Here is an 18,884-nt window from a genome sequence, read left to right on the forward strand (position 1 = left end):
ATGCTCGTGCGCGAGGTCATGAGCAGCCCGGCCATCACCGTCCGCCGCACCGACCCGGTGCGGCGGGCCATCCGGGTGCTGTACGGCCACGACATCACCGCCGCGCCCGTCGTGGACGACTCCGGCCGGCTGGTCGGCGTGGTCAGCGAGCTGGACCTGCTGCACGGGGAGTTCGAGCCGGACCCGCGCGCCACCGTACGTCCCGCGCCGGCGGCCGAGGAGGCGCCGCCCCGCCGCGTCATGGAGGTCATGACCCGCCGGCCGGTCACCGTCACCGAGACCACCGACGTCACCACCGCCATCGGCCTCATGGTCGGCGAGCGGATCAAGAGCCTGCCCGTGGTCGACGGCGACCGCGTCGTGGGCATGGTCAGCCGCCGCGACCTCATGGCGATGCTCGCCCGCCCCGACGCCGAGCTGCGCGAGGCCGTGGTGGAGGCGCTGCGCGAGCAGTACCCGTTCGGCCCGAGCTGGGACGTCACCGTCCGCGACGGCGTCGCCGAGCTGAGCGGCCCGCCCCATGAGCACGCGGACAAGATCGCCGATGTGCTCGCCCGTACCGTCCCCGGCATCATCCGGGTCAAGCACATCAGGAGGACGCCATGACCGCCACCGTCGAGAACGTGATGACCACCGACGTGGCCGCCGTCAACGAGAACGCGAGCTTCCACACCGTTGCTGAGCTGCTCATCAGCCGCGGCGTCAGCGGCGTGCCCGTGCTGGACGGCGAGCTCCGCGTGCTGGGCGTCGTGTCCGAGGCCGATCTGCTGGCCAAGGAGGAGTTCAAGGAGCGCTACCACGGCGACGACTACCGTCCGCCGCTGCGCGCCCGCATCCGGCAGGCGGCCGGCACCGGAGGCAGCGGCTACCGCAAGTCGCTCGGCGAGACCGCCGGCGCGCTGATGACCAGGCCCGCCCACGTCACCACCCCCGACGCGCCCGTGGTGTCGGCCGCCCGGCTGATGGACCGCCACGGCGTCAAGCGGCTCCCTGTCGTGGACGCCGACGGCCGCCTGGCCGGCATCGTCACCCGCCGCGACCTCATCAAGGTCTTCCTCCGGCGCGACGAGGACATCGAGCGGGAGGTGCGCGAGGCGTTGCACGGCAGGGCCGAGGTCGCGGTGCGCGAGGCCGTCGTCACCCTCACCGGGACGTACCCCGAGCGCAGCCAGGCCGTCACCGCCGTCCGCCTGGCCGAGAACATCGACGGCGTGGTCGCCGTGCGCGACGACCTGAGCTGGAAGCACGACGACATCGCCGACCTGCCCATCTGGGGCGGCGCCTGACCGGGTACGGCGCACGCCGTCGCGGGGCTTCCCCTGCGACGGCGTCGTCGTGCCGGTAACGCCCGTGGCCGATGCCGGTCAGCGCGCGAAGTCGGGACCTTCGTCCGTGGACCGGCCTCCCGCGCGGTGCTGCGCTCAAGGTATGACCGCTTATCCCGTACGGGTGGAGGCCCGGCTCGACGAGCCGCTCAACCGGGGCCTCTGGATCGTCAAGTGGCTCCTGGCGATACCCCACTACGTCGTGCTGAGCCTGCTGTGGACCGCGTTCGCGGCCCTCACCGTCATCGCGTTCTTCGCGATCCTGTTCACCGGCCGATATCCGCGCGCGCTGTTCGACTTCAATGTCGGGGTGCTGCGCTGGACCTGGCGGGTGGCGTATTACACCTACGGCGCCCTTGCCACCGACCGCTACCCGCCGTTCACCCTCGGCCCGGCTCCGGACTATCCGGCCACCCTGGAGATCGCCTACCCCGAACGACTCTCGCGCGGGCTGGTGCTGGTCAAGTGGTGGCTGCTGGCCATCCCGCACTACCTCATCGTGGGCCTGTTCACCAGCGGCAGGTTGATCTCCTGGCGCGGCGACCTGCCCGACGGCGGCGGCGTGCTGTACACGCTGGACTGGGGCGGGCTGATCGGGCTGCTGGTGCTCGTGGCCGCCCTGTCCCTGCTGTTCACCGGCCGCTACCCGAAGGGTGTGCACGACCTCGTCGTCGGCATGAACCGGTGGGTGCTGCGGGTGGCCGCGTACGCGACTTTGATGACCGACGCGTACCCGCCGTTCCGGCTGGAGCAGGGCGGCCACGAGACCCCGGACGCGGACGGGCGCCCCGCACCCACCCCGGTACGCCACGGCGCCCGCTCGATGGTCGCCATCACCCTCGGCGCGCTGCTGGCCTTCGCCGGGCTCGCCACCGCGGCCACCGCCACCGGATCGGCCCTGGTGAACGGCACCCGTGACGCCGCCGGCTTCATCAGCGCCCCCAGCACGTACGTCACCACCCCCACCTACGCCCTGACCACCGGGCAGTTCTCGGTCGCCGGGCAGGACCTGCCGTTCCTCCACGAGACCATCGGCCGCGTCCGCGTCGAGACCACCGACCCAGGCCTGTTCATCGGCATCGCCCGGCGAGACGACGCCACCGCCTACCTGCGCGACGTCGCGCACGAGCGCATCACGCACCTGTCCGGCCTGCCCGGCGGCGCCGGCTACGACCGCCGTCCCGGCGCGGCCCCCGCGACGCCGCCCACCGCCCAGACCTTCTGGGCCGCCACCGGGACGGGGTCGCTGATGTGGGACATCCGGCCCGGCGAGTGGACCGCCGTCCTCATGAACGCCGACGCCGCGCCCGACGTGACGACCGACCTCACCCTGGCGGCCACGCTGCCCTGGCTGGGCCGCCTGACATGGGGGTTGGCGATCGCCGCGGCGGTCCTGCTGCTCGCCGGCGTCGCCCTCGTCTTGACCGGCATCCGCCTCGCCGCCCCGCGCCGTGAGGGGTGACGTCGGGGCTCAGTGTGTTCTGATCACGGCGACCGTGCAGCGGGCGTGGTGCAGGACGCCCTTGCTGACCGAGCCCAGCAGGGCCGTGGTCAGAGCGCCGCGCCCGTGGGGAGCCGACGACCAGCAGGTCCGCCTCCTGTGACGCCTCGAGGAGCGTCTCGATCGGGTCGGCGTAGCGGAGGTCCTGGGTCACGGTGACGCCTGGGTGCCGCCGGGCGAACGGCCGCGGCAACTCCTCGACCATCGCCGTACGCTCCTCCCGGTTCTCGGCGTAGGCGTGACCGCCGCCTTGGCCTGCTCGCGCAGGACAGTCGCCGGCGTCCCCTCCTCCAGCAACGTCGTCACCTCGACGCCGGGCTGGCGCTCGTGGACGAGGGCGAGCGCCTCGTTGAGCGCCTTCTGCCCGCCGCGCCGCAACGAGTCAGACTGAGCGCGGTGGAGATGCGGCAGCGGTCGGTCGCCGGCGAGATCGAGCTGGGCAGCGCAGGCGTCCGCTACGCGAGTCCTTCGAGACGGCGGGCATCTTTGATCTCGCCGAACCGGGCAGCCGTCATCGGGGTCCAGTCCCTCCTCTCCCCAGCGGGCTGTAGGGGACGAAGGTGATGCCCAGCTCGCGGCAGGCGGGCAGCACCTCCTGCTCCACCTCGCGAGCCCACAGCGAGTACTCGCTCTGGAGGGCCGAGATCGGCGCCACGGCGGACGCCCGGTGCAGGATGTCCGGACCGACCGCGCTGAGCCCGATCGCGCGCACCTTGCCCGCCGTCACCAGACCGGCCATCGCGCCGACGGTGTCCTCGATCGGCACGGAGGTGTCATGGCGGTGGCAGTAATAAAGGTCGATGTGGTCGACCCCGAGGCGGCGCAGGCTGGCGTCGCAGGCGGCGGTCACGTAGCCGGGATGCCCGTCGAAGACCACCCCGCCCTCCGGGGCGAGCCGACACCAGCTCGGAGTCGGTCAGCACCGGGGGCGGCCCGTCCATCGCGGTCCCTTCAATTCATCGTCGATCTTCACGTAGAGTGCGGTCAAGAGGGTGTTCAGGTCCTGCGTCACAACAAGATCTTGAACACCCTCTACTCATGTCTGATCACCGGCCCAGGACTTGGGACTCACTCGTCTAGGGCCTGTACGAAGTTGAGATCAGAGGCGAGACGACACCGCCGGGCGGCACGCGCGAATACTCGTCCACGGTCGTGAACGTCGCGGGCGTCGATCCGTCCGGGAACAGGCCCTTCCCCGTCCCGACGACGACTGGGTACTGGAGCAGCCGGTAGTCGTCAGGTTCGGTGACTTTCGGCCAATACCCACCGAGCAGATCGAAGCTCGTGCGGCCGAAGAGGAAGGCGCCGGCCTCACCGAACCAGCTCTCGACGACCTCGTCGGTGTGCGCCGAGGCGTGCGGAACGGGCCACTCGCCAGACCACGTTAACGATGGCGACCACCAAGCCGATTGCCTCCACCCCTTCACCGTATCCGGCATGCCCTCTCACGACATGAGATTGGACAGCAATGAGCGCTTTTGACCAGGACCCCTGGACCACCGACAGTCGCCGTCGAGGAAGCGTACGCGTCGTTGTCCCAGACGACCTTGCCGTCGGCCGCCGTGATCAGGGCGGGTGACAAGCTCGCGATGAAACCGCGCTCGGCGGCGTCGAAGTCCGCGCGGTCGTGCAAGGGAAGGTCTGCCATGCGGCGGTCATGCCCGCGTCCGTCTTCGATCAGGGCAGCGAACACCCAAGAAACCCCCACGGCGCCTGATCCCGCCTCGGTCAGTGGACTACGGCGACGGGGCAGGGCGCGTGGTGCACCATGGCCTGGCTGACCGAGCCGAGCAGCAGTCCGCGCACCTCGCCCACGCCGCGCGCGCCGACCACCAACAGGCGGGCCTTGCGCGCCGCCTCCAGCAGCGCGCGGCGCGCGGGCTCGTCCACTAGCTCGACGCTCGCCCGCAGCTCCGGGCAGGCGCGCTGCCGGCCGGTCAGCTCGTTCCATGCGAGCCCTTCCGCCTGGATGCGCTGCTCCTGCGTGTCGGTGTCCCTGTGCCGCTCGCTGCGCGCGACCACGACCTGGATCGGGCTGCCCAGCCGGTACGCCTCCTCAGCGGCGAAGCGCAGCGCGGCCAGCGACGCCGGGCTGCCGTCGAAGCCCACCACGACCTCGCGGGCACCGCGTTCCTCCGCGTCGCCGCGCATGACGATCACCGGGCACGCGGCGCGGGCGGCGACCTGACCGCTCACCGACCCGGCCGCCATCCCGTACAGCGCGCCGTGCCCCCGGCTGCCCACCATGATCAGTGCGGCGCCGGCGGCCAGGTCCGTCAGGAGCGCGGCCGGGGAGCCACGGCCGGTCAGCGTGTTCACCGGCACGCGGGGATGGTGCCGCGCGACCCAGGACGCCGCGGCCTTGACCAGCCGCTGGGCGGGGCGGCGCACGAGTTCGAGCGGCACCAGCTCGCCGGGCCACTCGTGGTGCGGCCACTCCCACGCGTGGCACACCGTCAGCGGCACTCCCCTGCCGTCGGCCTCGGCGGCGCCCCAGTGCAGGGCCTCCCCCGCCGACGGGGATCCGTCGTAGCCGACCACCACACCGAGCTCGTCCGTGTCCATCGCAGCCTCCTCAGGGCTGCTTCCACCCTCCCGCGAACCGAACGCGCAGCGTAGGGGCATCCCTCCCGGACCGGCGGGACTTTGGTCCCCATCGCGGGTGCTACAGGGGGATCTGCCACCGCAGCCGCGTGCCGCCCCCGTCGGGCGACTCCAGGTGAGCGGTGCCGCCCAGCCGACCGGCCCGTTCCTCGATGTTGCGCAGGCCGCTGCGCCGGTCGTCGTCGCCCACCCCGACCCCGTTGTCGCTGACGATCAGGGTGAGGGTGGCGGCGCCGACCTCGACGGACACCTCGGCGCGGGTGGCGTGGGAGTGGCGGACCACGTTGGACAGCGCCTCGCGCAGCACGGCCAGGACGTGCTCGGCGGCCGGCTCGGGCACCAGCGTGTCGATCTGGCCCTCCATGCGCAGGCCCGGCATGAACCCGAGGTGGCTGCCCGCGCCCTCCACCAGGTCCACGATCTGCGCACGCAGGCTCGGCACGGCGTCGGCGGGCGAGCCCTGCAGGGCGAAGATGGACGAGCGGATCTGCCTGATGGTCTCGTCCAGCTCGTCGATGGCGTGCTGCAGCCGTTTCGACGCCTCGGGCCGCTCCACCAGCCGGACCGCGCTCATCAGCGTCATCGCGGTCGCGAACAGCCGCTGGATGACCACGTCGTGCAGGTCTCTGGCGATCCGATCGCGGTCTTCTAGCAGGCCCAGCCGCTCGGCGTCGCGGCGCGCCTCGGCCAGCTCGAGCGCGATCGCCGCCTGCCCGGCGAACGCCTGGAGCATCTGCCGGGTCGCCTGGCTGAACGGCAGCCGCCCGCTGCGCTTGGCCATCGCCAGCACCCCGCGCACGTCCGGCGCCGCCCCCAGCGGAACCATCAGCCCTGGACCGTAGCCCAGCCGCCCGAGAGGCGAACCCTGGTAGGGGGCGGTCTGCAGGTCGGGGCTGTCCATCGGCTCCCCCTGGGTGAAGGCGTCGCCCGCGAGCGTGGTGGACATCTCGTAGGAGACGCCGGTCAGGTCGCCGGCGCCGTCGCCCTCGGCGACCTCCACCAGCAGCGAGTGCCCCTCCGCGTCCGGCAGCAGCACCTGCACGGCGTCCGCGTCGCTCATCTGGCGGGCGCGAGCGGCCACCACTCTCAGCACCTCCCGCTGGTCCGCGCCGGACAGCAGGCTCGTGGTCACCTCCGAGGACGCCTGCAGCCAGGTTTCGCGGCTGCGCGACTCCTCGTACAGGCGGGCGTTCTCCACCGCCACGCCCGCCGCGGTGGCCAGGGCGATCACCACCGCCTGGTCCTCTTCGTCGAACTCGGCGCCGCCGCGCTTCTCGGTGAGGTAGAGGTTGCCGAACACCTCGTCGCGCACCCGGATCGGAACGCCGAGGAAGCTGCCCATGGGCGGGTGGCCGGGCGGGAAGCCGTAGGACTCGGGGTGGTCGGAGATGCGGGCCAGCCGCAGCGGCCTGGCGTCCTTGATGAGCAGGCCGAGCAGGCCGAGGCCGTGCGGCCAGTGCTCGATGCGGGCGATCTCCTCCTCGCTCAGCCCGACCGGGATGAACTGGAGGAGGGTGTTCTCCTGCCCGACGACGCCGAGCGCGCCGTAGCTGGCGTCGACCAGTTTGGTCGCCGTCTCCACGATGCGGCGCAGCACGGTCTCCAGATCGAGGTCGCTGCCCACCGAGACGACGGCCTCCAGCAGGGCGTGCACCCGGTCGCGGGTGGCCAGCACGGCGTTCAGCCTGGTCTGCAGTTCCGCGAGCAGCTCGTCGAGCCGCATCTGCGGCATCAGCGGATTGCGCTCATCCTCCACGCCGAACAGTGTGGCACCGGAGTGTCGCGCTGCCTAGGCGTGATCATGGAGTGGTCCTTCGCCGGGCGCGTACGACGGCGAGCGCCGCGATCCCGGCCGCCGTCCAGGCCGCCACGACGGCGAGGTCCGCCCACGGCCACGGCCGGCCCGCCGGGTCCAGCACGGTGAGGATCGCGTGGGAGACGTGCCTGAGCGGCAGGACGTCGCCGGCGCCGCGCAGCACGGCGGGCAGCTCGCCGATGACGAAGACGTCGGAGACGAAGGCCAGGGGCAGGAAGGTGCCGAGGGTAATGGCGTTGACCGTCTGCTGCCTGCTCGCCAGGGCCACCACGAGGGCGCCGAGCACGGAGAAGCACGCTGCTCCGGCGACGATCGCGGCGAGCATGCCGAGCACCGCGCGCGGCTCGATCCGCACGCCGTAGCCGAGCGCCGTCACCAGCGCCAACGTCAGGGCGGTGGCGATGGTCACCAGGAGTGCGTTGGTGAGGTTGCCTGCGTGGTAGGCCCAGCCCGGCAGCGGGGTGCCGGCCAGCCGCTTGAGCACGCCGCGCTCGCGGTCGCCGGAGATCGTCTCGGCGATGTTCACGTAGGAGGCCACGCCCACCGTGTACGTGATCATCGCGCCGAGCATGAACACCGGCAGCCGCACCCCCGACACCTGGGCTCCGGGGAAGATGAGCGAGATCAGCACGAGGAGCAGCACCGGCAGGATCACCGTGAAGAACGCGGTGGCCGGATCCCGCCGTAACCGGACCAGCGCGTGGACGGCCTGCCCGGCCGGCAGCGACATGGACGAGGGGCGGCCCCGCGGGCGTGCCGGCCGCCCGCGCGGCGTGGCGGCCGTCCGGGCCGGGGCGCGTTCCCATCCGAAGCGCCACACGGCCAGCGCCGCGCCGCCGATCCCCCAGGCCACCAGCACCAGCAGGTGATCGCCTGACAAGCCCGCTCCCGGCAGGAACGGGTTCGTCGCGTCCCGCACGGCGTGGGCCAGATGCCGTAGGGGGAAGACCCAGCCCACGGCGTCCAGCCAGGCGGGCAGGCGAGCGCCGACGAGGATGACGTCGGAGATGAACGCCAGTGCCAGCAGCAGGCCGGTGCCGAGCAGCTGCACCGCCGCGGCGCTGCGTACCAGCGCGACCGCGGCGAAGCCGAGCGCTGTGAAGCACGCCGCCCCGGCGAGCAGGGCGAGCAGCAGCGCGGGCACCGCACGCCACACCACCTGCGTGTCGTAGAAGACGACGCCCACGGCCAGCTGCACGGCCACCGTCGCCGCTCCGACGGCCAGCGACGCCCCCGCCAGCCCGCCGAGCACCGCCCACGCGGGCACAGGCGTGCCGCGCAGCCGTTTGAGCCAGCCGCGGTCGCGCAGCTCCGCCATGCGGATGGCCAGGGCGCCGAAGCAGCCCTGCGCGAGGCCGAACACCGCCATGACGGGGACGACGAACTGCATGACCCGCACGTCCGAGCCCGGCCGGACGAGCTGGTCGCCCAGGCTCGCCCCGATGATCACCGTCATCAGCAGCGGCATCGCGACGGTGAAGACGGCCGCCATCGGCGTGCGGAGGAACGACCTGGTCTCGTGCCAGGCCAGCCGCCCGATCATGACGTCGCCTCGCCGACCAGGTCGAGGTAGACGTCCTCGAGCGACGGGCGGGCCAGCGTGAGGGAGGTCAGCTCGTGGCCGTGCTCCAGCGCCCATCCGGTCAGCGCGTGCATGTCGCGGGCGGGCTCGGCGGTCGCGAGCGACACGGCCGGGCCGCGCGCCTCGACGTGGCCGCTGAGTGGCGGCAGGTCAGTGGTGGCCGTGCCCTCGGGCAGGCGGAAGGACAGCACGCTGGTGCGTTCCGCCGCGATGAGCGTGCCGGGGGCGCCGGTGGCGACCACGCGGCCCGCGCGCAGCACGGCGACCCGGTCGGCCAGGTGCTGGGCCTCGTCCATGTAGTGGGTGGTGAGCAGAATCGTCGTGCCGGACGAACGCAGCCCGTCGATGAGCTCCCAGGCGTGGTGGCGGGCAGACGGGTCGAAGCCGGTGGTGGGCTCGTCGAGGAACAGCATCTCGGGCCGCCCGACGAGGCCGAGCGCCAGGTCCAGGCGGCGGCGCTGCCCGCCCGACAGGGTGCGCACGCGCGCGTCCCGCTTGTCCTTCAGCCCCACCTGCTCGATGGTCTCGTCGGGGTCGCGCGGGCGCGGGTAGAAGCCGGCGTACAGGCGGACCAGCTCGAAGACGGAGAACTCCTCCTCGAACCCGGCCTCCTGGAGCACGATCCCGATGTGCTCGCGGTAGGCCCGGCCACCGGTGGCGGGGTCGAAGCCGAGCACCGACACCTCGCCGGCGTCGCGCTCCCGATGTCCCTCCAGGATCTCCACCGTGGTGGTCTTGCCCGCCCCGTTAGGGCCGAGCAGCGCGAACACCTCACCGCGCTCGACGGTGAAGCTCACGGTGTCCACGGCCGTCACGGTGCCGTACCGTTTGCGCAGTCCTTCGACGATCACCGCTGACATGGCCCGCTCCTTTCCTGCACCTCCAGCGTCGGACGCACCCCGGAGCTCGCACAGGGCCGAAAGACCCCTTCTACGGGCCGTGATCTGGAACACGAGGACCTGTGCGGCGACCTGCCGAAAGTCCTTGAGCGGCGCGTGGCGCAGGATGGCGCATGTTCCGTGGGCTCGACCTCGACGAGCCGGACGCTCATGCGCCGGCCGGGCACCTCCGACGTCACCTGCTCACCCAGGCGCGCAGGCCGTACGGGCGGCCGGAGCGGCGCAGCCTCCCGAGCGACTCCTGCTCGAGCTGGCGGACCCACTGCGGGGTGAGCCCGAATTTCTCGGCGATCTGCCGGGCGGTGTGCGGGGCGTGGCCGTCCAGGCCGTAGCGCATCCGCATGATGAGCGCCTGCCGGGGTGCGAGCCCGGCCACGAGGGGGTCGAGCACCGCTTTCAGCGCCCGCTGCTCGGCCTGGTGGGCGACGGCCGGGGTGCGGTCGTCCTCCATGAGGTCCCCGAGGGTGTAGTGGTGGCGGTCCGCACCGGCCTCGACGTCGAGGCTGGCACAGGTGGCGGGCAGTTGCCGCAGGAAGGCGAGCCGTGCGGGTTTGCGACCCGACTCCTCGGCCACCTCACGCTCGGTCGGGACGCGTTCCAGCCGGTGCGTCGCCCGTCCCTCCGCCTGCGCGACCTCGGCCAGCTCCCGCTGTATGGCGATGGGCAGCCGGACGGGGTACGCGTGTTCCAGGCCCCGCTGGATGGCCTTGCGGATCCACCAGGTGGCGACCGTGGAGAACCGGTTGCCGCGCCGGTGGTCGAACCGCTCGACGGCCTCGATCAGGCCGAGGTTGCCATCCTGGATCACGTCCGCCAGCGACGTGCCGCGGTGCGCGTACCGTTTGGCGATGGACACCACCAGCCGCAGGTTCGCCTCGATCAGGTGGCGGCGGGCCGTTAGGCCGTCGGCGGCGACGTCCCGCAGCCCCGGCTCGCCGGCGCCCTCCCGGATGAGACGGGCGGCCTCGGCGCCCGCCTCCATACGTTCGGCGAGGCGGACCTCCTCGGGGGCGGTCAGCAACCGCGTGCGGCCGATGCGGGCGAGATAGTCGTGCACCGGGTCCGCCGGGGCGCCCGCGTCCGCCTGCGGACGGCGTGCGGGTGGGTGCACATCGACGAGCGTCATGGCTCCTCCTTCGTGTCCTCTCAAGGACACGCCGGAGATCGCCGCCCGCCCAGCGCCGTAGGGCCCGACGCGGGTGGACGTTCGCCCGGCTGAAACGAGGACTTTCGTCCTTTCGGCGGGGCCGCCGCTTCGGTAGCGTCACAGACATGATTCGTGTGTTCCTCCTCGACGACCACGAGGTCGTCCGCCGAGGTGTCGCCGCCCTGCTGGACTCCGAGGACGACATCGAGGTGATCGGCGAGGCAGGCACCGCCGAGTCCGCGATCGCGCGCATCCCGGCGCTCACGCCCGACGTGGCGGTGCTGGACGTGCGCCTGCCCGACGGCAACGGCGTGGACGTCTGCCGCGAGGTGCGTTCGCGGGTGCCGGGGCTGGCGTGCCTGATGCTGACCTCGTTCGCCGACGACGACGCCCTGTTCGACGCCGTGATGGCGGGCGCCGCCGGCTACGTGCTCAAGCAGATCCACGGCTCGGACCTCGTCGGCGCCGTCCGCACGGTCGCCTCGGGACAGTCGCTGCTCGACCCGCAGACCACGGCCGCCATGCTGCAGCGGCTGCGCGACCAGGCCGCCAAGAAGGACCCGCTCGCCGCCCTGACCGAGCAGGAGCGCCACATCCTCGACCTCATCGGGGAAGGGCTGACCAACCGGCAGATCGGCGAGCGCATGTTTTTGGCCGAGAAGACCGTCAAGAACTACGTCTCGAACCTGCTGTCCAAGCTCGACATGCAGCGCCGTACCCAGGCCGCCGCTCTGGCCGCCCGCCTGCGGGCCGACCGCAAGGACTGACGGGGCCTCACTCGCGTGCCAGCCGCGCCGCCGCAACCGCCGCAACCGCCGCCTGCCCGTAGCTGATGCCGGCGTCGTCGACCGGCACCCGCTCCCCGATGTACGGCTCGAAACCCGCCGCCGCGAGCCGGGCCAGCACGCCGGTGGCCACGCAGAGGAACGGCGGCCGCAGCCGGTGTTCGGCGGCGACGGCGAGCCCCGAGATCCCACCGGCCGGCCGGCGTGGCCGGCGCTGGTGACCAAACGAGGGGGCGGCGCAGCGCGTCCAGCAGCAGGTGGTGCAGGGGCGTGTACGGCAGGAACACCCCGATGTCCGGCATGCCGTGGCAGACTCCGGGCGACAGCAAGCCGCCCAGCCCTTTGACGGCGACGACGCCGCCGCACGCGATGGCGTCCACGGCCGCCCGCGGCGCGGCGGGACGAGCACGTCCCGGACGTCGTCCGACGTCCGGGAGCTGGCGTCCCGCACCTCCATGGCGGTGTCCATGGCGGCGCGCCTACATCAGCGGCGGGACGACGACGAAGTCGTCCTCGTCGCAGACCACCTCGCTGACCACGTCCACCACGCCCTCGACGGCGCGGACGGCCTCGGCCAGCGCGATCGCCTGCGACCGCCGGCGCACCCGGCCGCCGACCGTCACCACGCCCGCGTCGATCTCGACGGTGAACGGGACGCCCTCCGGCAGCGCGGTGCGCACGTCCTTCTCCAGCTCGGCGGCCGGGCGGTTGAAGACGCGCAGCACGTCGCGCCGGCGCAGGACGCCGATGACGCGGCCGGTCACCACGTCGATCACCGGAAGCTGCTTGATCTGCCTGGCGTGCATCAGCTGCGCCGCGTCCCGCACGCTCGTCCTCGGCGTGACGGTGATGGCCGGCGCGGTCATCAGCTCGCCCGCTGTGACGGCGGCGGCCTTGTCGTGCGCGCGGCGCCGCCTGCGGGACTCGAAGATCGACACGCTGTGCCGCACCGGGTCGATCTCCTTGAGCAACAGGTCGTCCTCCGAGACCACGCCGATCGGCCGCCGCTCGGCGTCGATCACCGTGACCGCGTCGACCGCGTACCGCCGCATCGCGGCGACGATCTCCCCGAACGACGCCTGCACGAGCACCGTGACGGCCGTCCGGCCCATGACGTCCTTGACTTCGATCGACATGACGTCCACCTCCCTTGTCACCTCTCACGCTTCCGCGGCGCGGCTCGCGCGGTCAGCGGCGTACGTCCTTGGCCGCAGGGCCGAAGGTCCCCTCACGGGCGGACCACGGCCACCGGGCAGCCGGCGTGGTGCAGCACGCCCCTGCTGACCGAGCCGAGCAGCGCCGCGCCCAGCGCGCCGCGCCCGTGCGAGCCCACCACCAGCAGGTCGGCCCGCCCGGCCGCCGTGATGAGCGCGTCCACCGGGTGCGTGGACCGCACGTGCTCGACCACCGTCACCCCGGGGTGGCCCTGGCCGGCGATCTTGACCTGCTCGCGGACGGCCTGCTGCCGGGACGCGCGCAGTTCGGCGGCGTCGCGGGCGGTCTGCGGTGTGAAGTCGTGCACCGCCGGCTGCCAGGCGTGCACGACATGGAGCGCCGCGCCGCGCAGTTGCGCCTGCTCGAAGGCGTAGACCAAGGCGGGCGCGCTGTCCGGGGAACCGTCCACGCCGACCACGACCTCGCCGCGCACGGGCCGGCGCTCGGCCCGCACGACCACGACGGGGCAGGGGGCGTGCCCGGCCACGTGCGCGCTCACCGAGCCCAGCAGCGCGCCGGACAGCCCGCCGAGCCCGCGGCTGCCGACCACCAGGGTGATCGCGCCCCGCGCCTGCTCGCACAGCGCCTGGGAGGGGGTGCCCTCCATCTCGCGTGTGGTGACCTCGACGGACGGCTGCCGCTCGCGTACGAGGGCCTCCGCCTCCCGCAGCACCCGCCGCCCCTCCTTGTGCAGGGAGTCGGGCAGCACGGCGGTGGGGCGCCTGCCCACCAGGTACCAGGACGTGTCGGTCACGTGCACGATGCGCAGCGGCACATCTCTGCGAGCGGCGTCACCTGCGGCCCACACCACGGCGGCCCGTGCGGCGACGGAACCGTCGACTCCTACAATGATCATGTTCCCTCCTTCGTCACCTCTCCATCGGACCTTGCGCGCGTGCGGGTGATGCAGAGCCGGAAGTCCGCGGTGCGTGGGACGAAGGACCCCGAGGCTCCACTGGGGGCAGCCGCATGCGTCCGCCGCACGACGGCGCCGGCCCGCTCCGCCGCCGTCGAAGCGGAGTGTGATGGCAAGGTGGGGGTTCATGGCGGGGCTCAGGTCATCCGCTGGGCCATCTCGACGAGCCGGTTGGCGTAGCCCCACTCGTTGTCGTACCAGCCGAAGACTTTGACCAGCTCGCCGCCCGCCTGGGTGAGGGGCGCGTCGAACACGCAGGACGACGCGTCGCCGATGACGTCGCGGGAGACCAGCGGGGCGGTGCTGTAGCGCAGGATGCCGGGCAGCTCGTCGCGGGCGGCGGCGTGGAAGGCGTCGTTGACCTCCTCCACCGTGACCGGGCGGGTCAGCTGGGCGGACAGGTCGGTGATCGAACCGTCCTCGACCGGCACGCGGATGGCGACGCCGTCCAGCCTGCCGTCAAGCTCGGGCAGCACCTGGCCGACCATGCGGGCGGCGCCGGTGGTCGTGGGCACGATGTTGACGGCCGCGGAGCGGGCCCTGCGCGGATCCTTGTGCGGGGCGTCCAGCAGCATCTGGTCGCCGGTGTAGGCGTGGATGGTGGTCATGAAGCCGCGTACGAGGCCGAAGCGCTCGTGCAGCACCTTGACCATGGGGGCGACGCAGTTGGTGGTGCAGGAGGCCAGCGAGACGATCTCGTGGCGGTCCGGGTCGTAGACGGCGTCGTTGACGCCGGGCACGACGGTGGCGTCCAGGCCCTTGCCGGGAGCCGACAGCAGCACCCTGCGGGCGCCCGCCTTCAGGTGGCCGGCCAGGGCGTCCCTCGTGCGGAAGCGGCCGGTGGCGTCGATGACCAGCTCCACGTCGTGGTCTCGCCAGCCGATCGCGGCGGGGTCGCGTTCCGTGCTGACGGCGATCGTGCGGCCGTCCACGTCGATCAGGCCGGGGCCGGCGGCGACGGGCAGGTCGAGCGGCCCGTACGTGGAGTCGTACGCGAGCAGGTGGGCCAGCGTGTCGGGACCGGTGATGTCGTTGATCGCGACGATCTCTAGGTCGGTGCGCAGCGCGCGGCGCAGGACGGCCCTGCCGATCCTGCCGAAGCCGTTGATTCCGATTCTCATGCCGTCATCGTCCGGCGGCGCCGGGAGGCGGGTCAGAGGCAACGGTCCCCCGGAGCGAGGGACCTTCGGCCCCCCATGAGGACCGCCGCCACCTGCCCTCGGACATACCGGTCACTAGAGTCGAGCGCGCTGAGTGGATCATGAAGTAAGATCGCGCGAGTTTGTGAGCACCCGCGCGAAAGGCCCCCCACATGTCCCTGCGTAGCAAGCTGTCCGCCGTCCTGGCGGCATGCGTCGTGACCATCCCGCTGTCGGCGGTGGCGGCGCAGCCCGCCTCCGCCACCGGCGGCAGCTGCGGATCCGGGTACAACTTCCTGTCGTCGTACCCCATGCGTTACGGCGACGCCGTCGGCGGCAGTCTGGACCTCTACTACAACCCCTCCAACGGCTACAACTGCGCCATCGCCCGGGCCAAGGCCGCGTGGGACGGCGTAGCGCACCACATCAAGGTCATGCTGAGCGACGGCGGCTCCCGCATCGTCAGGGACCCGGCGCTCAACAGCACCGCCAACTACCGCTACTACGCGGGCCCGGTCAAGCTCTACCTGAAGAACACGTGCGTGTACGCGGACGGTCAACTGACCTACAACGGCGACTGGTACCGCACCGGCGATGCCGCGTTCGGGGTCCACTGCGGCTGACGAAAGCCGCCGCCGGGTCGGAGGCCCCGGTCCCCCGGGACGAGGGGCCTTGGCCGGGTCGAGCGCGAGCAGCACGTTCGTGGACCAGGGTGAAGCCGGCCGGCATGCCGGTCAGGCTGCTGCACGACCCGGTCCGCTCCCCAGGGCCGTCCGTCACCGGCGCGAAAGGACCTTGGTCCCCCGCAGAGGTGCCCTTTGGCCGCCGTACGCGCCGCCTGGATCAGGGAGGGTGAAGGCGGACACCCGATGCGAAGGGGGAGCCATGACGGCGATCGCGTTCGACGCCTGGCGCGGCTTTGCGGGCACGGCCTGGCGGGACAGGGTGGACGTCCGTGCCTTCATCCAGGCCAACTACACGCCCTACGCCGGCGAGGCGGACTTCCTGTCCGGCCCCACCGAGCGGACCCTTGCGGTCTGGGATCGGGTGAGCGGCCTGTTCCCGGAGGAGCGGCGGCGCGGCATCCATGACGTGGACGCCTCGACGCCGTCCTCCATCACCGCCCACCGGCCCGGTTACATCGACCGGGAGCGTGAGCTCATCGTCGGGTTGCAGACGGACGCCCCGCTCAAGCGGGCCATCATGCCGGCGGGCGGGCTGCGCATGGTGGAGAACGGCCTGGCCGCCTACGGCTACGAGCTGAACCCGGCGGTCAGGGAGATCTTCACCAAGTACCGCAGGACGCACAACGACGGCGTGTTCGACGCCTACACCCCCGAGATCCTGCGGGCCCGCAAGGCCGGCGTGATCACCGGCCTGCCGGACGCCTACGGCCGGGGCCGCATCATCGGCGACTACCGCCGCGTCGCCCTGTACGGCGTGGACCGGCTCATCGAGGCCAAGCGGGCCGAGCTGCGCTCCCTGGACGACCTCGACGCGAGTGACGCCGTCATCCGCGACCGTGAGGAGCTGTCGGAGCAGCTCCGCGCCCTCGATGAGCTGACGGAGATGGCCGCCGCCTACGGGCACGACGTCTCCCGCCCGGCCGCCACCGCGCACGAGGCGATCCAGTGGCTGTACTTCGCCTACCTGGCCGCCATCAAGGAGCAGAACGGCGCCGCCATGTCACTCGGCCGCACCTCCACCTTCCTCGACGTCTACCTTGAACGCGACCTGGCCGAAGGCCGCATCACCGAGGAGCGGGCGCAGGAGCTCATCGACGACTTCGTCATCAAGCTGCGCATCGTCCGGTTCCTGCGCACCCCCGAGTACGACCAGCTCTTCTCCGGCGACCCCACCTGGGTGACCGAGTCGATCGGCGGCATCGGCGCGGACGGCCGCCCGCTGGTCACGCGTACCAGCTACCGCTTCCTGCAGACCCTGCGCGACCTCGGTCCCGCCCCTGAGCCCAACCTGACCGTCCTGTGGTCGCCGCGGCTGCCGGAGCCGTTCAAGCGCTTCTGCGCGACCTTGTCCATCGAGACCAGCGCCATCCAGTACGAGAGCGACGAGCTGATGCGGCCCCGCACCGGCGACGACACCGCCATCGCCTGCTGCGTGTCGGCCGCGCCCGTGGGCAGGCAGATGCAGTTCTTCGGCGCCCGCGTCAACCTCGCCAAGACCCTCCTGTACGCGATCAACGGCGGCCGTGACGAGCTCACCGGCGACCAGGTGGGCCCCGCCCACCCGCCGCTGACCGGCGACGTGCTCGACTACGAGGAGGTGTCGAAGGCGCTGGACCGGATGATGGACTGGCTGGCCCGCACGTACGTCAACGCGCTCAACATCATCCACTACATGCACGACAAGTACGCCTACGAGCGCCTGGAGATGGCGCTGCACGACCACCCGGTCAGGCGCACGCTGGCGTGCGGCATCGCCGGCCTGTCCGTCGCCGCCGACAGCCTGTCGGCCATCAAGCACGCCCGCGTCAAGGTGATCCGCGACGCGGGCGGGCTGGCCGTGGACTACGAGATCGAGGGCGGCTACCCGGCCTACGGCAACAACGACGACCGGGCCGATGCCATCGCCGTCGAGCTGGTCCGCTCGTTCATGGCGAAGATCCGCGAGCACCGCGCGTACCGGGGGGCCGAGCACACCCAGTCCGTGCTCACCATCACCTCCAACGTCGTGTACGGCAGGCACACCGGCAACACGCCAGACGGCCGCCGAGCCGGCAAGCCGTTCGCGCCCGGCGCCAACCCGATGAACGGCCGCGACCGCCACGGCGTGATCGCCTCGGCCCTGTCGGTCGCCAAGCTCCCCTACGACCAGGCGCTCGACGGCATCAGCCTGACCAGCACCGCCACCCCCGACGGGCTCGGCCGCACGCCGGAGGAGCGCGTCACGAACCTGGTGGGCGTGCTGGACGGCTATGTCGACGCCGGTGGCTTCCACATGAACGTCAACGTGCTCACCCGGGCCGTGCTGCTGGACGCGATGGAGCACCCCGAGCGCTACCCGCAGCTCACCGTCCGGGTCTCCGGCTACGCGGTCAACTTCGTCCGCCTGACCCCCGAGCAGCAGCGCGACGTCGTCAACCGCACCTTCCACGGTGCCCTGTGAGCAGCGCCGTGACCCCTCCGGCCGTCCACCGGTCCGGTACGGGCGTCATCAGCTCCTGGGACCTGTCGGTCGGCGTGGACGGCCCCGGCACCCGCTTCGTGGTCTTCACCGCCGGCTGCCCGCTGCGCTGCCTGTACTGCCACAATCCGGAGACCTGGCGGATGCGCGACGGCCGCCGGGTCACCACCGGCGAGATCATGACCGAGATCGGCAAGTACCGGCGGTTCATCTCCGTCGCCGGCGGTGGCGTGACCGTCAGCGGCGGCGAGCCGCTGATGCAGCCGGCCTTCACCACCGACCTGCTGCGCCGCTGCCACGACAGCGGCCTGCACACCGCCCTGGACACCTCCGGCCTGCTCGGCGTGCGCGCCACCGACGCCATGCTCGCCGACACCGACCTAGTCCTGCTCGACATCAAGTCTTACGACCCGGCCACCTACCGCCGACTGACCGGCGGGCCGGTGGAGCCCACCCTGCGCTTCGCGCGCCGGCTCGCCGACCTGGGCCGGCCCACGTGGATCCGGTTCGTGCTGGTCCCCGGGCTGACGGACGCGCCCGCCAACGTGGACGCGCTGGCGGGCTTCGTGGCCGGGCTCGGCAACGTCGAACGGGTCGACGTGCTGCCGTTCCACCGCATGGCGAGCGCCAAGTACGAGCGCCTCGGCCTGCGCTTCCCCCTCGCGCACGTCGAACCGCCGGGCCGGGAACTGCTGGACCGCGTGCACGGCCAGTTCCGCGCGCACGGCGTCCTGAGCACCTGACCATGACGGAACAGGGCATTGCGGCCGCCCGCATTCCTCCGAATCCGGGCGTGCCGGGTTTCTGTGAC

The 18,884-nt window shown here is 72.2% G+C and carries 19 protein-coding genes and 1 pseudogene; 7 read left to right on the top strand and 13 right to left on the bottom strand.

Going from position 1 to position 18,884, the window contains the following annotated elements; all coding sequences use genetic code 11:
* From AB0K18_RS10125 to AB0K18_RS10135, 3 genes are all read left to right on the top strand, one after another.
* On the top strand, positions 1 to 606 hold the full coding sequence (locus AB0K18_RS10125; RefSeq protein ID WP_364912608.1) for a CBS domain-containing protein: 606 nt from the start codon (positions 1 to 3) through the stop codon (positions 604 to 606).
* Positions 603 to 1,286: a CBS domain-containing protein gene (locus AB0K18_RS10130; RefSeq protein WP_364912610.1), complete on the top strand. Its 684-nt coding sequence runs from the start codon at positions 603 to 605 to the stop codon at positions 1,284 to 1,286. The genes AB0K18_RS10125 and AB0K18_RS10130 overlap by 4 nt, the downstream gene beginning before the upstream one ends.
* Before the next feature lie 142 nt (positions 1,287 to 1,428).
* Complete coding sequence (locus tag AB0K18_RS10135; protein ID WP_364912613.1) at positions 1,429 to 2,787, top strand: DUF4389 domain-containing protein; 1,359 nt, start codon at positions 1,429 to 1,431, stop codon at positions 2,785 to 2,787.
* A 9-nt stretch (positions 2,788 to 2,796) separates the two neighbouring features.
* Here AB0K18_RS10135 and AB0K18_RS10140 read toward each other — a convergent pair whose 3' ends face one another.
* The 9 genes and pseudogenes from AB0K18_RS10140 to AB0K18_RS10180 form a co-directional block, all read right to left on the bottom strand.
* Complete coding sequence (locus tag AB0K18_RS10140) at positions 2,797 to 2,880, bottom strand: universal stress protein (protein ID WP_364912747.1); 84 nt, start codon at positions 2,878 to 2,880, stop codon at positions 2,797 to 2,799.
* 96 nt (positions 2,881 to 2,976) lie between these two features.
* On the bottom strand, positions 2,977 to 3,204 hold the full coding sequence (locus tag AB0K18_RS10145; RefSeq protein WP_364912615.1) for a hypothetical protein: 228 nt from the start codon (positions 3,202 to 3,204) through the stop codon (positions 2,977 to 2,979).
* A 151-nt stretch (positions 3,205 to 3,355) separates the two neighbouring features.
* Positions 3,356 to 3,694: pseudogene (locus tag AB0K18_RS10150) on the bottom strand (aldo/keto reductase); the annotation flags it as partial.
* A gap of 208 nt (positions 3,695 to 3,902) precedes the next feature.
* Positions 3,903 to 4,265 carry a hypothetical protein gene (locus AB0K18_RS10155; RefSeq protein WP_364912618.1) on the bottom strand — a complete coding sequence of 121 codons (363 nt, stop codon included), beginning with the start codon at positions 4,263 to 4,265 and terminating at the stop codon, positions 3,903 to 3,905.
* Positions 4,266 to 4,554: 289 nt separating this feature from the next.
* A complete protein-coding gene (locus AB0K18_RS10160) occupies positions 4,555 to 5,391 on the bottom strand; it encodes a universal stress protein (RefSeq protein WP_364912620.1) in 837 nt (278 codons plus the stop codon).
* 100 nt (positions 5,392 to 5,491) lie between these two features.
* Positions 5,492 to 7,186 carry a GAF domain-containing protein gene (locus tag AB0K18_RS10165; protein ID WP_364912623.1) on the bottom strand — a complete coding sequence of 565 codons (1,695 nt, stop codon included), beginning with the start codon at positions 7,184 to 7,186 and terminating at the stop codon, positions 5,492 to 5,494.
* Between the two features lie 43 nt (positions 7,187 to 7,229).
* On the bottom strand, positions 7,230 to 8,789 hold the full coding sequence (locus tag AB0K18_RS10170) for an ABC transporter permease (RefSeq protein WP_364912626.1): 1,560 nt from the start codon (positions 8,787 to 8,789) through the stop codon (positions 7,230 to 7,232).
* Positions 8,786 to 9,688, bottom strand: a complete 903-nt coding sequence (locus AB0K18_RS10175) for an ABC transporter ATP-binding protein (protein WP_364912629.1) — start codon at positions 9,686 to 9,688, stop codon at positions 8,786 to 8,788. Before AB0K18_RS10175 ends, AB0K18_RS10170 begins: the two co-directional genes overlap by 4 nt.
* A gap of 214 nt (positions 9,689 to 9,902) precedes the next feature.
* The gene (locus AB0K18_RS10180) at positions 9,903 to 10,853 is read right to left on the bottom strand and encodes a sigma-70 family RNA polymerase sigma factor (protein ID WP_364912632.1); all 951 of its coding nucleotides are present in this window, start codon (positions 10,851 to 10,853) and stop codon (positions 9,903 to 9,905) included.
* 146 nt (positions 10,854 to 10,999) lie between these two features.
* On the opposite strand from AB0K18_RS10180, the gene AB0K18_RS10185 reads away from it, so the two are divergent.
* Entirely contained in the window at positions 11,000 to 11,641 is a 642-nt protein-coding gene (locus AB0K18_RS10185) for a response regulator transcription factor (RefSeq protein ID WP_364912635.1), read from the top strand.
* Between the two features lie 7 nt (positions 11,642 to 11,648).
* Here the strand turns inward: AB0K18_RS10185 and AB0K18_RS10190 are convergent, their stop codons facing one another.
* The 4 genes from AB0K18_RS10190 to gap form a co-directional block, all read right to left on the bottom strand.
* Positions 11,649 to 11,792 carry a hypothetical protein gene (locus tag AB0K18_RS10190; RefSeq protein WP_364912637.1) on the bottom strand — a complete coding sequence of 48 codons (144 nt, stop codon included), beginning with the start codon at positions 11,790 to 11,792 and terminating at the stop codon, positions 11,649 to 11,651.
* A 346-nt stretch (positions 11,793 to 12,138) separates the two neighbouring features.
* The gene (locus AB0K18_RS10195; RefSeq protein ID WP_364912639.1) at positions 12,139 to 12,795 is read right to left on the bottom strand and encodes a CBS domain-containing protein; all 657 of its coding nucleotides are present in this window, start codon (positions 12,793 to 12,795) and stop codon (positions 12,139 to 12,141) included.
* 92 nt (positions 12,796 to 12,887) lie between these two features.
* Positions 12,888 to 13,730: a universal stress protein gene (locus AB0K18_RS10200; protein ID WP_364912642.1), complete on the bottom strand. Its 843-nt coding sequence runs from the start codon at positions 13,728 to 13,730 to the stop codon at positions 12,888 to 12,890.
* Between the two features lie 197 nt (positions 13,731 to 13,927).
* Positions 13,928 to 14,911 (bottom strand): type I glyceraldehyde-3-phosphate dehydrogenase, encoded by a 984-nt coding sequence (gene gap / locus AB0K18_RS10205; protein ID WP_364912645.1) that lies wholly within the window; start codon positions 14,909 to 14,911, stop codon positions 13,928 to 13,930.
* Between the two features lie 191 nt (positions 14,912 to 15,102).
* Between gap and AB0K18_RS10210 the strand changes: the two genes are divergently transcribed.
* The 3 genes from AB0K18_RS10210 (at position 15,103) to pflA (ending at position 18,816) form a co-directional block, all read left to right on the top strand.
* Positions 15,103 to 15,552 (top strand): hypothetical protein, encoded by a 450-nt coding sequence (locus tag AB0K18_RS10210; RefSeq protein WP_364912647.1) that lies wholly within the window; start codon positions 15,103 to 15,105, stop codon positions 15,550 to 15,552.
* A 262-nt stretch (positions 15,553 to 15,814) separates the two neighbouring features.
* A complete protein-coding gene (gene pflB / locus AB0K18_RS10215; RefSeq protein ID WP_364912650.1) occupies positions 15,815 to 18,055 on the top strand; it encodes a formate C-acetyltransferase in 2,241 nt (746 codons plus the stop codon).
* A complete protein-coding gene (gene pflA, locus AB0K18_RS10220; RefSeq protein ID WP_364912652.1) occupies positions 18,052 to 18,816 on the top strand; it encodes a pyruvate formate-lyase-activating protein in 765 nt (254 codons plus the stop codon). Before pflB ends, pflA begins: the two co-directional genes overlap by 4 nt.
* Positions 18,817 to 18,884: the final 68 nt, after the last annotated feature.

The organism is Nonomuraea sp. NPDC049421 (genome assembly GCF_040677005.1).
In the GTDB taxonomy this organism is placed as follows: Bacteria; Actinomycetota; Actinomycetes; order Streptosporangiales; family Streptosporangiaceae; genus Nonomuraea; species Nonomuraea salmonea.